Consider the following 12,457-nt stretch of genomic DNA (forward strand, 5'->3'; position numbering starts at 1 on the left):
AAGAAGCGGGTCACCCTCGACGGCGTCGAGTGCGCGCCGGGCTACCAGGTGAAGTTCACCCCGCACCTGCCGGTGTTCCGGCTCGAGCGGAAGCTGGCCCGCCTCGCGCCGAAGCTGCGGCAGTCGCCGGCCGTTGGTGTGACCAGCCGCGCCGTGGTCGCCGTGCGCCCGGTCGCGACGGTCCCGGTCCGCTGCATCCAGGTCGCGGCTCCCAGCGGCATGTTCCTCGTCGGCCGCACGTACGTCCCGACGCACAACTCCTCGCTCGGGCGGCTCGGCCTTCTCACCCACTCGACCGCGGGCTTCATCGACCCGGGCTTCAGCGGCCACGTCACGCTCGAGCTGTCCAACGTCGCCAACCTGCCGATCAAGCTCTACCCGGGTATGAAGATCGGCCAGATCTGCGTGCTGCCGCTGACGTCGCCCTCGGAGCACCCGTACGGCTCGGACGTCTACGGCTCGCGGTACCAGGGGCAGCGCGGGCCGACGCCGTCGCGGTCGTGGCAGCGGTTCTCGAGGACGCCCACGGCCTGAGCCTCCGTCGGCCAGGTCCGCTAGAGTCGGACCGTCTACGCGGGCGTAGCACAATGGTAGTGCGCTTGCTTCCCAAGCAAGACACGCGGGTTCGATTCCCGTCGCCCGCTCCAGCAGCCAGACGACAGCGGCCGCCCTCCCGGACTCGGGAGGGCGGCCGCTGCCGTTCGAGCTGGTGCCTAGGCGACCGGGGGCTCGTGCCCGCCGGGGCCCTGACCCTCGCTGTCGCCGCCGGGCGCGCTGCCCGGCTGGCCGGTGCTGTGCGCCGGATCGCTGCCGGGGTTCGCACCCGCCACCGGGTCGACGGTCGCCGCGGGGGCGCCCTCGGTGGAGACCGGACGGAGCGTCTCGCCCGAGGAGGCGGGGTCCTTCACGGTGCCCTCGCCGGTGATGCCGGCGGTCTGCGCCAGCTGCGCCTGGTCGGCGCCCGCGGTGGCGTCCGGGGTCGCGCCGACCGGACCGGGCGCCTCCGTCGCGGCATCGGCCAGGGCCGCACCCACGAGCGCCGGCTCCTTCGCGACCAGCGAGCGCGCCAGGATCTGCGAGACGTCGAGGACCTGGACGCCCTCCTTGGCGGTGCCCTCCTGCTGCTTGGCCGTGACGGCGTCGCTGAGCATGACGATGCAGAACGGGCAGGCGGTCGAGATCAGGTCGGCGTCGGTCGTGAGCGCCTCGTCGGTGCGCTCGACGTTGATCCGCTTGCCGATCTTCTCCTCCATCCACATGCGCGCGCCGCCGGCGCCGCAGCAGAAGCCGCGCTCCTTGCAGCGCTGCATCTCCACGGTCTGGAAGCCGGGGATGGCGTTGAGGATCTCGCGCGGCGGGGTGTAGACCCGGTTGTGCCGCCCGAGGTAGCAGGGGTCGTGGTAGGTCACCTTCTCGTCGACCGGGGTGACCGGAACGAGGTGGCCCTCCTCGACGAGCTTGCCGAGCAGCTGGGTGTGGTGGACGACCTCGTAGTGGCCGCCGAGCTGCGGGTACTCGTTGGCCAGGGTGTTGAAGCAGTGCGGGCAGGTCGCGACGATCTTGACGTGGTTCTCGCGGCCGGCGCCGACGCCGTTGAGGACCTCGACGTTCTGCATGCCGAGCATCTGGAAGACGAACTCGTTGCCCAGGCGGCGGGCCGGGTCACCCGAGCACGCCTCCATCTCACCGAGGATCGCGAACTCCACGCCCGCGGTGTGCAGCAGCTCGGCGAACGCGCGGGTGACCTTCTTCGCGCGGTCCTCCAGGCCACCGGCGCAGCCGACCCAGAACAGGTACTCGACCTCGTCCGGGATGGTGTCCTCGACGACGCGGACCTCGAACGGCAGGCCCTCGGTCCACTCCATGCGGGCGCTGTTGTTCAGGCCCCACGGGTTGCCCTTGTTCTCCAGGTTGCGCAGCATCACGCCGGCCTCGCTCGGGAAGGCGCTCTCGATCAGCACCTGGTAGCGGCGCATGTCCAGGATGTGGTCGACGTGCTCGATGTCGACCGGGCACTGCTCCACGCAGGCGCCGCAGGTGGTGCAGCTCCACAGGACGTCGGGGTCGATGACCCCGCCCTCCTCGGCGGTGCCGACCAGGGGGCGCACGGCCTGGTCGTGGTTGGTGCCCTTGACGCGCGCGTAGCCGTCCTCGGGCACGTCGTGCCCGGTGTCGGTGCCGGCGTCGTGGAAGTTCGGGACGTGGTCCTCCGGCGCGGTCTTGCTGCCCAGGACGTACGGCGCCTTGGCGAACAGGTGGTCGCGCAGGTTCATGATCAGCAGCTTGGGAGACAGCGGCTTGCCGGTGTTCCACGCCGGGCACTGGCTCTGGCAGCGGCCGCACTCGGTGCAGGTGGCCATGTCGAGCATGGCCGTCCACTTGAAGTCCTCGACCTTGGCGACGCCGAAGGTGTCGACCTCCGGGTCGGCCTCCTCGAGCTCCAGGACCTTCCCGCCGCTCATCATCGGCAGCAGCGCGCCGAGGGCAGGGGTGTCGCTGTCGGGGTTGCGCTTGGTCAGCACGTTGATCGGCGCGGTGAAGATGTGCAGGTGCTTGGAGTACGTCACGAGCACCAGGAAGCCCATGATCACGGCGATGTGCGCCACGATCATGACGTCCTCGAGGCGGGCGGCGAAGGTGTCCCCGAGCGGCTCGATCGCCAGGCTGATCGTCTTGCTCGCGAACGGCGCCCACGGCGTCTCCTGCCACGGCGAGGTGCCGTGCGCGAGCTGCGCGGCGCGGATGAGCAGCAGCGTCAGGACGACCAGGCCGATCATGCCGAGCACGCCCCAGGCGGCGCCGTTGTGCGAGCCGTAGAAGCGCGAGCTGCGCTCGATGCGGGCCGGGTCGTTGCGCTTGCGGATGATCGCGAAGGTGATCAGGCACAGCGCGATCGCGACGGCGAAGAAGTCCTCGAGGAAGCCCAGCGCGCGCGTCTGGCCGATCAGCGGGATGTGGAAGGCGTCGGTGAACAGGTGGCCGTACGCCTCGACGATCGTCAGGAACAGGACGATGAAGCCCCAGAAGACGAAGAAGTGCGCGATGCCGGGGACGTTCCACTTCAGCAGCCGGACCTGGCCGAGCACCTCGAAGGTGTGCGCCATGAAGCGCCGGCCGAAGTCGTCCAGCCGGCCGGGCGAGGGCTGCCCGGACGCGATCATGCGCGTCAGGAAGGCCACGCGCCGGGCGGCGATCGCCAGGCACACGACGGTGATCAGCAGGCCGAGCACCATGCGCACGAGGATGTGCGTCTCCACGGGGTCCTCCAGGTACGGGCGGCGCGCAGGCCGCAGCCTCGGAAGCGTACGGCGCGTCAGGACCCGCTCCTACCGGCGGGTAACCGACGCGCCGCGGGCGTCCGGCGCCCAGTGTCCTCGCCGCTCCGGCCGCCCGCGCGGCGGGCCTGCTAGATCGCCAGGTCGAGGACCCGCGCGGCGGCCTGGAGCAGGAAGACGGTCAGCGGGCCGGCCAGCAGCAGCGCGAGCACGACGGCGAGAACGCGCATGCGCCAGTTGGGGCCGCCGCGGTCGTTCCGCATCTCCGAGAGCACCTCCCCAGCATGCCAGAGCAACCTTGTTGAGCCGGGGACACTCACGTCGGTTTGACGCTTGTTCGACATGACGCCATCATGAGCGGCAAGCACTCAGGTTCGCACCCACTCGAAGGAGCACCACATGGCCCGCGCCGTCGGCATCGACCTCGGCACCACCAACTCCTGCGTCGCCGTCCTCGAGGGCGGCGAGCCCAGCGTCATCGCCAACGCCGAGGGCGCCCGCACCACCCCGTCGATCGTCGCCTTCGCCAAGAACGGCGAGGTCCTCGTCGGCGAGGTGGCCAAGCGCCAGGCGGTCACCAACGTCGAGCGCACCATCCGCTCGGTCAAGCGCCACGTCGGCACCGACTGGAAGCAGTCGGTCGACGGCAAGGACTTCACGCCGCAGCAGATCAGCGCGTTCGTCCTGCAGAAGCTCAAGCGGGACGCGGAGAGCTACCTCGGCGAGACGGTGACGGACGCCGTCATCACCGTCCCGGCGTACTTCTCCGACGCCGAGCGCCAGGCGACCAAGGAGGCGGGCGAGATCGCCGGCCTCAACGTCCTGCGCATCGTCAACGAGCCCACCGCGGCCGCGCTGGCGTACGGCCTGGACAAGGGCGAGAGCGAGCAGACGATCCTGGTCTTCGACCTCGGCGGCGGCACGTTCGACGTCTCGCTGCTCGAGATCGGCGACGGGGTCATCGAGGTCAAGGCCACCTCCGGCGACAACACGCTCGGAGGTGACGACTGGGACCAGCGCGTCGTCGAGCACCTGGTCAAGCAGTTCGAGCTCAGCAACAACGGGGTCGACCTGTCCGGCGACAAGATGGCGATGCAGCGCCTGCGCGAAGCCGCGGAGAAGGCGAAGATCGAGCTGAGCGCGTCGCAGTCGACGACCATCAACCTGCCCTACATCACGGCCAGCTCCGACGGGCCGCTCCACCTCGACGTGACCCTGACGCGGGCGGAGTTCCAGCGGATGACGCAGGACCTGCTCGACCGCTGCAAGGGCCCGTTCCAGCAGGCCATCAAGGACGCCGGCATCGCGCTGTCCGCGATCGACCACGTCGTCCTCGTCGGCGGCTCGACCCGCATGCCGGCCGTCTCCGACCTGGTGCGCGAGCTGACGGGTGGCAAGGAGCCCAACAAGGGCGTCAACCCCGACGAGGTCGTGGCCATCGGCGCCGCCCTGCAGGCCGGCGTCCTCAAGGGCGAGGTCAAGGACGTCCTGCTGCTCGACGTCACCCCGCTGTCCCTCGGCATCGAGACCAAGGGCGGCATCATGACCAAGCTGATCGAGCGCAACACCACGATCCCGACCAAGCGCTCCGAGGTCTTCACGACCGCTGACGACAACCAGCCGTCGGTGCAGATCCAGGTCTTCCAGGGCGAGCGCGAGATGGCGGCCTACAACAAGAAGCTCGGCATGTTCGAGCTGACCGGTCTGCCGCCGGCACCGCGTGGTGTGCCGCAGATCGAGGTCGTCTTCGACATCGACGCCAACGGCATCGTGCACGTGTCGGCCAAGGACCTCGGCACGGGCAAGGAGCAGTCGATGACCATCACCGGCGGCTCGGCCCTGCCGAAGGACGACATCGAGCGGATGATGCGCGACGCCGAGCAGTACGCCGAAGAGGACTAGAAGCGCCGCGAGGAGGCCGAGACGCGCAACTCCGCGGAGGGGGTCGTCTACACGACCGAGAAGTTCCTCGGCGAGAACGGCGACAAGCTGCCGGCGGAGGGCAAGGGCGAGGTCGAGTCGCTGCTGACCGACCTGAAGTCCGCCCTCGGCGGGAGCGATGTCGCGGCCATCCGTACCAAGGCCGACGAGCTCTCGCGCAAATCGCAGGACCTCGGTGCGGCCCTCTACGCCGACACCCAGGCACAGGGTGCTCCCTCCGGCGACGCCGGCCCGGGCGCGGCTGACGAGGGTGTCGTCGACGCTGAGATCGTCGACGAGGACGGCCAGGGCGCTGCATGAGCGGAGCATGCGCGCAGCGCCCTGCGACGAAGGAGCGGGCGTGCTGCAAGCTTGAGAAGCGAAGCGTGGATGTGATCGCATGACGGCACCCGACACCGAGTTCGACCCCGAGCGCGTCGTCGTCCGCGACAAGCGGCGCATCGACCCGGTCAGCGGCGAGGTCCGCGAGGGCTACGGCGCGGACGCACCCGCGGCCGCTGACGCCGGTGACGAGCTCTCCGCGGACCTCGACCGGGTCGCCGCCGAGCTCACGGCGGACCTGCAGCGGGTGCAGGCGGAATACGCCAACTACCGCAAGCGGGTCGACCGCGACCGCGCACTCGTCGTCGAGATGGCGACGGCCGGCTTGCTGAACGAGTTGCTGCCGCTGCTCGACGACGTCGAGCGGGCCCGTCAGCACGGTGACCTCGACGGCGCGTTCAAGAGCGTCGGCGAGGGCATCGAGGGGCTTGCCGACAAGCTCGGCCTGCAGCGCTTCGGCGCGGTCGGTGAGCCGTTCGATCCCGCCGTGCACGAGGCACTGATGACGGTGGAGCCCACAGGTGACAGCGACGTGGCGGTCTGCGCGCAGGTGCTGCAGCCCGGCTACCGGCTGACCTCTGGTCGCGTCCTGCGGCCGGCCCGCGTGGCGGTCGCCGAACCGGCGGCGTCACCGGAGCCGATGGCCGCCGTACCAGAAACGCCTGAGCAGTAAGGGAAGGAGGGACGCCATGAGTGCACGCGACTACGTGGAGAAGGACTACTACGCCGCACTCGGCGTCCAGAAGGATGCGCCGACTGCGGAGATCAAGAAGGCCTACCGCAAGCTGGCGCGCGACCTGCATCCCGACAAGAACCCCGACAACAAGGCGGCGGAGGACAAGTTCAAGGCCGTCTCCGAGGCCTACGACGTGCTGTCCGACGACACGAAGCGCAAGGAGTACGACGAGGCGCGCAGCCTCTTCGGCTCCGGGGGCTTCCGCGGCGGCTTCCCCGGTGGCGGGGGACAGCAGGGCCCGGGCGGTTTCACGTTCGATCTCGGCGACCTGTTCGGTGGCCAGCAGGGTGGCGGCATCGGCGATGTGTTCGGCGGGCTCTTCGGCGGTCAGGGCGGGCGTCGTGGCGGCGGCCGGGGTGCCCATCGGGGGAGCGACCTCGAGGCTGAGGTGACCATCGCGTTCGGTGACGCCGTGAGCGGAGCCACCGTGCCGCTGCGGCTGTCGAGCCCCGGCACGTGCGAAACCTGCGCGGGCTCCGGCGCCGCACCCGGCACCGCACCGAAGACGTGCGGTGTGTGCAACGGCGCGGGTGTGACGAGCCGCAACCAGGGCGGCTTCGCGTTCGCCGAGCCGTGCAAGGCCTGTCGCGGATCGGGTCGCGTCGTCGAGACGCCCTGCCCGACCTGCCGGGGCACGGGGGCCTCGACGAAGGAGCGGACGCTCACCGTCCGCATCCCGGCCGGGGTGAAGGACGGTCAGAAGATCCGTCTCGCCGGCCGCGGCGGGCCGGGCGACCGGGGCGGTCCCGCTGGTGACCTGCTCGTGCTCGTCCACGTGACGCCCCACGCCGTCTTCGGGCGCAAGGGCGACAACGTCACGATCACCGTGCCGGTGACCTTCCCGGAGGCCGCCCTTGGCGCCAACATCAGCGTGCCGACGCTGGACGCACCGGTCACCTTGAAGGTCCCGGCCGGCACGAGCAGCGGCCGCACCTTCCGGGTGCGTGGCCGCGGGGTGGCGAAGAAGACCGGCCAGGCCGGCGACCTGCTGGTCACCGTGGAGGTCGCGGTGCCGGCCCGCTTGAACGACGAAGCCCGCGAGGCCCTCGAGAAGTACGCCGCCGCGGCGGAGCACGATCCGCGTGAGCACCTGAAGGGCGTGACGCGGTGATCGAGGACGACGCCCCGGTCTTCGTCATCTCGGTGGCCGCGACGCTCGCGGGCATGCACCCGCAGACTCTGCGCCAGTACGACCGGCTCGGCCTCGTCACACCGACCCGATCCGGTGGCGGAGGTCGGCGCTACTCCGCGCGCGACGTCGCGCTCCTGCGCGAGGTGCAGCGCCTCTCGCAGGAGGAGGGCGTCAACCTCGCGGGTATCAAGCGCATCATCGAGCTCGAGAACCACGTGCAGGCCCTGCAGGAGCGGCTCGTCGAGGTGCACGCCGAGCTCGAGGGCACACGCGCGGCTCTCGCCACGGCGCACAGCACGGCGGTCGCCAGCCTGCGGCGGGACCTCGTGCCCCTGCGCGACAGCGCCCTTGTCGTCTGGAAGCCCGATCGTGGACGCTGACCGCCTCACCACCAAGTCGCAGGAGGCCGTCTCCGTCGCCGTACGACGGGCGGCGACCGATGGACATCCGGACGTCGAGCCCGTGCACCTCCTGCTCGCCCTGCTCGACCAGACCGAGGGCATCGCCACCCCGCTGCTGCAGGCCGTCGGCGCGCAGCCGGAGGCCGTGCGCAGCCGGGCCGAAGCGCTGCTGCGATCACTGCCGGTCGCCTCCGGCTCGACGGTCGCCGCACCGCAGCTGTCCCGATCGCTGATGGCCGTCATGAAGAGCGCTGCTGATGCGGCCGCCAAGGTGGGCGACGACTACGTCTCCACCGAGCACCTGCTCGTCGGGCTCGCCCAGGACGGCGGCGCGGTCGCGGAGATGCTCAAGGGCGTCGCCCCGGCCGGCCCGCAGCTGCCGAAGGCACTCGTCGACGCGTTCGAGAAGGTCCGCGGCGGCGTGCGGCGCATCACGACGCAGGACCCGGAGTCGACCTACAGGGCGCTCGAGAAGTACGGCGTCGACCTGACGCAGGCTGCCCGCGAAGGAAGGCTCGACCCGGTCATCGGTCGCGACACGGAGATCCGCCGCGTCGTGCAGGTGCTGTCGCGTCGGACGAAGAACAACCCGGTCCTCATCGGTGAGCCCGGCGTCGGCAAGACCGCCGTCGTCGAAGGGCTCGCGCAGCGGATCGTCGACCACGACGTGCCCGAGACGCTGCGCGGCAAGCGCGTCGTCTCGCTCGACCTCGGCTCGATGATCGCCGGTGCGCAGTACCGCGGCCAGTTCGAGGAACGGCTCAAGTCCGTGCTGAACGAGATCAAGGACAGCAACGGCGAGATCATCACGTTCCTCGACGAGATGCACACGGTGGTCGGTGCCGGTAAGGCCGAGGGCTCGATGGACGCCGGCAACATGCTGAAGCCGATGCTCGCCCGCGGCGAGCTGCGCATGGTCGGTGCGACGACCCTCGACGAGTTCCGCGACAACATCGAGAAGGACCCCGCACTCGAGCGCCGCTTCCAGCAGGTCCTCGTCGGGGAGCCCTCGGTGGAGGACACGGTCGCGATCCTGCGCGGGCTGAAGGGTCGCTACGAGGCGCACCACAAGGTGGAGATCTCCGACGCCGCGCTGGTCGCCGCCGCCACCTTGTCCGACCGCTACATCACGAGCCGCTTCCTGCCCGACAAGGCGATCGACCTCGTCGACGAGGCCGCCTCGCGGCTGCGGATGGAGATCGACTCGCGCCCGGTCGAGATCGACCAGCTGCAGCGGTCGGTCGACCGGATGAAGATGGAGGAGCTCGCGCTCGAGCGCGAGACCGATGAGGCGTCGCGGCAGCGCCTGGCCGAGCTGCGCCGCGAGATGGCCGACCAGAACGAGGAGCTCCAGGCCCTCAACGCGCGCTGGGAGCGCGAGAAGGCCGGGCTCAACCGGGTCGGAGAGCTGAAGAGCCGGTTGGATCAGCTGCAGACCGAGCTCGAGCGCGCCCAGCGCGACAACGACCTCGAGACCGCGTCGCGGTTGAAGTACGCCGACATCCCCGTCGTCGAGAAGGAGCTCGCCGAGGCCAGCACGGCGGCCGACTCGCGCGATGCGATGGTGAAGGAGCAGGTCGGTCCCGATGACGTCGCCGAGGTCGTCTCCGCGTGGACCGGCATCCCGGCCGGCCGGATGCTCGAGGGCGAGACCGCCAAGCTGCTGCGGATGGAGGAAGCCCTGGCCGAGCGGCTCGTCGGCCAGACCGCCGCCGTGCGCGCAGTGTCCGACGCGGTGCGCAGGGCCCGGGCAGGTATCTCCGATCCCGACCGCCCGACCGGCTCGTTCCTCTTCCTCGGGCCGACCGGCGTCGGGAAGACCGAGCTCGCGAAGGCCCTTGCGGCCTACCTGTTCGACGACGAGCGCGCGATGACGCGCATCGACATGAGCGAGTACGGCGAGAAGCACTCGGTCGCCCGCCTCGTCGGGGCGCCCCCCGGTTACATCGGCTACGACCAGGGTGGCCAGCTCACCGAGGCCGTGCGCCGCCGCCCCTACGCCGTCGTACTGCTGGACGAGGTCGAGAAGGCGCACCCAGATGTCTTCGACGTGCTGCTGCAGGTGCTCGACGACGGCCGGCTGACCGACGGTCACGGCCGCACCGTCGACTTCCGCAACGTGATCCTGGTGATGACGTCCAACCTGGGGTCTGCCTTCGTCAGCGACCCGACGCTGGACCCGGCCCAGCGGTCGGCGGCGGTGCTGGACGTCGTGCGGGCGTCGTTCAAGCCGGAGTTCCTCAACCGGCTCGACGACATCATCGTGTTCGACGCCCTCGGCACCGAGGAGCTCGCGCGGATCGTCGACCTGCAGATCACCCGGCTGGCGCGACGTCTCGCCGACCGGCGCCTGACCCTGACCGTCACCGACGCTGCGCGGGAGTGGCTGACCCTCGCCGGCTACGACCCGGTCTACGGCGCCCGGCCGCTGAAGCGGCTCGTGCAGTCGGCGATCGGCGACAAGCTGGCCCGCGCGCTCCTGGCGGCTGAGGTGCGCGACGGTGACGAGGTCGTCGTCGACCGGGTCCCAGGTCAGGACGAGCTCTCGGTCGCGACCGCGGTGACCGCGCAGGTCTAGACCGCGGCCGCGGCCTGCGACAGAGTGCCGCCATGAGCAGCGTGTCGGGAAGTGCCGTGCTGGAGTGCCCGCCCGAGCAGGCGTGGGCGCTCGTCGCCGACGTGACCCGGATGGGCGAGTGGAGCCCTGACTGCGAGTCGTGCGAGTGGATCGACGGGGCCACCGGCCCTGACGTCGGCGCACGTTTCACCGGCCATGACAAGCGCCGGCTGCTGTCGCGGTCGACGACCTGCACGGTCACGGAGTGCGAGCCCGGACGCGTCTTCGCGTTCGTCGTGGGTGACGCCGCCGACCCCGACAGCACCTGGAGATACAGCTTCGTGCCGCACGTCGACGGCACCATGGCGACGGAGACCTGCGAGATCCCGAAGCCCATGTCGACGGGAGCGAAGCTGGCCGCGCGACTCACGCATCCGGGCGGCGACCGGGAGGCCGATGTGCAGGCCGGCATCGACGCGACGCTCGCGAAGCTCCAGGTCGCCGCGCGCGCCGCGAGCCTCTGAGCGACATGAGGCTCCTCGTGCTCGGCGGCACCCGGTTCGTCGGCCGGGCGGTCGCGGACAACGCTGTCGCACGTGGCTGGGACGTCACCGTCCTCAACCGCGGCGCGACGGCCGTACCCCCGGCCGGGGTCAGCGCCCTGACCGCCGACCGCACGTCGTACGCCGCGCTGACCGAAGCCCTCGGCGCGCAGCAGTGGGACCTCGTCGTCGACACGTGGGCCGGCGCTCCGTCGGTGGTGCGCGATGCGGCCGGGCTGCTGGCGTCGCGCAGCGAGCGCTACGGCTACGTCTCGACCCGGTCCGTCTACGTCTGGCCCCCGCAGCCCGGCGCAGACGAGTCCGCGCCGCTCGTCGACGCCAGCCCCGACGCCGACCGGATCGACTACGCCGCGGACAAGCGCGGTGGCGAGCTTGCCGCGATCCGGGAGTACGGCCCTGACCGCGTGCTGATGGGACGCGCCGGTCTCATCCTCGGGCCGCACGAGGACGTCGGCCGGCTGCCCTGGTGGCTCGGTCGCGTCGCGCGCGGCGGCAGGGTCGTCGCCCCCGGCGATCCCGACCGCGGGCTGCAGTACGTCGACGCCCGCGACCTCGCGGCCTGGTTGCTCGACAATCTCGTCCGCCACACGGTGGGTCCGGTCGACATCGTCAGTCCTCGCCGGCACACGACGATGGGGGCGCTGCTCGAGGCGTGCCTGTCCGTCACAGGTGCCGACGCGGAGCTCGTCTGGGTACCCGAGAGCGTGCTCGAGGAGGAGGGCGCCGAGGGCTGGACACACTTCCCCTGCTGGGTTCCGAGCACGGGGGAGCTGGCGGGGATGATGGAGTCCGACACCTCGCTCGCCGTGTCGACCGGTCTGCGCTGCCGGTCGGCCGAGGAGACCGTCCGCGACACCTGGGACTGGGTGCAGCGCGCCGGTATGCCCGCGCCGCGCGAGGGCCTGCCCCTGAACGGCCTCCCGACCGAGCTCGAGCAGCGCCTGCTGGCTAGGGTCGAGGCGTGACCGACTCGACCGACCTGCTGGCCCTCGTCCGCGACCTCGCCGTCGTGCACGGCAGGGTGACGCTGTCCTCCGGCCGCGAGGCCGACTACTACGTCGACCTGCGCCGCGTGACGCTGTCCGGCCGCGCAGCGCCGCTGGTCGGGCGGGTGATGCTCGAGCTCACGGCCGACCTCGACTTCGACGCGGTCGGCGGGCTCACCATGGGCGCAGACCCCGTCGCCACGGCGATGCTGCATGCAGCCGCGGCCGAGGGGCGGACGCTCGATGCCTTCGTCGTACGCAAGGAGGCGAAGGCGCACGGGATGCAGCGGCGCATCGAGGGCCCGGACATCAGCGGCCGCCGGGTGCTCGTGCTCGAGGACACCAGCACCACGGGTGGCTCGCCGCTGGCCGCGCTCCAGGCGGTCCGGGAGGCCGGCGCGACTGCCGTGGCGGTCGCCGTCATCGTCGACCGCGACACCGGTGCCGGCGAGAAGATCGAGGCGGAGGGCGTTCCGTACCGCTATGCGTTCTCACTCGAGGACCTGGGCCTGACCTGATCGGTCGTTGACGCATCGCCTCCGGAG

10 protein-coding genes, 1 tRNA gene and 1 pseudogene are annotated in these 12,457 nt (G+C 71.0%); 10 read left to right on the forward strand and 2 right to left on the reverse strand.

The window, feature by feature from the left end:
- Window positions 1-534, forward strand: a 534-nt coding sequence (dcd, locus tag JWN97_RS01180) for a dCTP deaminase (protein WP_297616920.1), incomplete at its 5' end; no start/stop codon positions are given.
- Window positions 535-573: 39 nt separating this feature from the next.
- Window positions 574-647: transfer RNA gene (locus tag JWN97_RS01185), tRNA-Gly, on the forward strand.
- Window positions 648-713: 66 nt separating this feature from the next.
- On the opposite strand, the gene JWN97_RS01190 is transcribed toward JWN97_RS01185, so the two are convergent.
- Together JWN97_RS01190 and JWN97_RS01195 are read right to left on the reverse strand one after the other, a co-directional pair.
- Window positions 714-3,257, reverse strand: a complete 2,544-nt coding sequence (locus JWN97_RS01190) for a heterodisulfide reductase-related iron-sulfur binding cluster (protein WP_297616923.1) — start codon at window positions 3,255-3,257, stop codon at window positions 714-716.
- A gap of 149 nt (window positions 3,258-3,406) precedes the next feature.
- Window positions 3,407-3,538, reverse strand: a complete 132-nt coding sequence (locus JWN97_RS01195; RefSeq protein ID WP_297616926.1) for a hypothetical protein — start codon at window positions 3,536-3,538, stop codon at window positions 3,407-3,409.
- A 136-nt stretch (window positions 3,539-3,674) separates the two neighbouring features.
- On the opposite strand from JWN97_RS01195, the pseudogene dnaK reads away from it, so the two are divergent.
- The 8 genes and pseudogenes from dnaK to pyrE all read left to right on the forward strand — a co-directional run bounded on the left by dnaK (window position 3,675) and on the right by pyrE (window position 12,430).
- Window positions 3,675-5,516 (forward strand): annotated as a pseudogene (gene dnaK, locus JWN97_RS01200) (molecular chaperone DnaK).
- Between the two features lie 79 nt (window positions 5,517-5,595).
- Window positions 5,596-6,210 (forward strand): nucleotide exchange factor GrpE, encoded by a 615-nt coding sequence (gene grpE, locus JWN97_RS01205; RefSeq protein WP_297616929.1) that lies wholly within the window; start codon window positions 5,596-5,598, stop codon window positions 6,208-6,210.
- A 16-nt stretch (window positions 6,211-6,226) separates the two neighbouring features.
- On the forward strand, window positions 6,227-7,384 hold the full coding sequence (dnaJ, locus tag JWN97_RS01210) for a molecular chaperone DnaJ (RefSeq protein WP_297616938.1): 1,158 nt from the start codon (window positions 6,227-6,229) through the stop codon (window positions 7,382-7,384).
- A complete protein-coding gene (locus JWN97_RS01215; RefSeq protein ID WP_363321236.1) occupies window positions 7,381-7,785 on the forward strand; it encodes a helix-turn-helix transcriptional regulator in 405 nt (134 codons plus the stop codon). Before dnaJ ends, JWN97_RS01215 begins: the two co-directional genes overlap by 4 nt.
- Window positions 7,775-10,384, forward strand: coding sequence for an ATP-dependent chaperone ClpB (gene clpB, locus JWN97_RS01220; RefSeq protein WP_297616941.1), 2,610 nt, complete (start codon window positions 7,775-7,777; stop codon window positions 10,382-10,384). The genes JWN97_RS01215 and clpB overlap by 11 nt, the downstream gene beginning before the upstream one ends.
- A gap of 32 nt (window positions 10,385-10,416) precedes the next feature.
- A complete protein-coding gene (locus JWN97_RS01225; RefSeq protein ID WP_297616944.1) occupies window positions 10,417-10,887 on the forward strand; it encodes an SRPBCC family protein in 471 nt (156 codons plus the stop codon).
- A gap of 5 nt (window positions 10,888-10,892) precedes the next feature.
- Complete coding sequence (locus JWN97_RS01230) at window positions 10,893-11,891, forward strand: NAD-dependent epimerase/dehydratase family protein (RefSeq protein WP_297616947.1); 999 nt, start codon at window positions 10,893-10,895, stop codon at window positions 11,889-11,891.
- Window positions 11,888-12,430, forward strand: a complete 543-nt coding sequence (gene pyrE, locus JWN97_RS01235; protein ID WP_297616950.1) for an orotate phosphoribosyltransferase — start codon at window positions 11,888-11,890, stop codon at window positions 12,428-12,430. The genes JWN97_RS01230 and pyrE overlap by 4 nt, the downstream gene beginning before the upstream one ends.
- Window positions 12,431-12,457 lie beyond the last annotated feature (27 nt).

The sequence above is a fragment of the Nocardioides sp. genome, assembly GCF_025965415.1.
In the GTDB taxonomy this organism is placed as follows: domain Bacteria; phylum Actinomycetota; class Actinomycetes; order Propionibacteriales; family Nocardioidaceae; genus Nocardioides.

Coding starts and splice junctions, on each gene's coding strand:
- JWN97_RS01195 (WP_297616926.1), bottom strand. CDS start 3,538: ATGCGGAACGACCGCGGCGGCCCCAACTGGCGCATGCGCGTTCTCGCC.
- grpE (WP_297616929.1), top strand. CDS start 5,596: ATGACGGCACCCGACACCGAGTTCGACCCCGAGCGCGTCGTCGTCCGC.
- dnaJ (WP_297616938.1), top strand. CDS start 6,227: ATGAGTGCACGCGACTACGTGGAGAAGGACTACTACGCCGCACTCGGC.
- JWN97_RS01225 (WP_297616944.1), top strand. CDS start 10,417: ATGAGCAGCGTGTCGGGAAGTGCCGTGCTGGAGTGCCCGCCCGAGCAG.
- JWN97_RS01230 (WP_297616947.1), top strand. CDS start 10,893: ATGAGGCTCCTCGTGCTCGGCGGCACCCGGTTCGTCGGCCGGGCGGTC.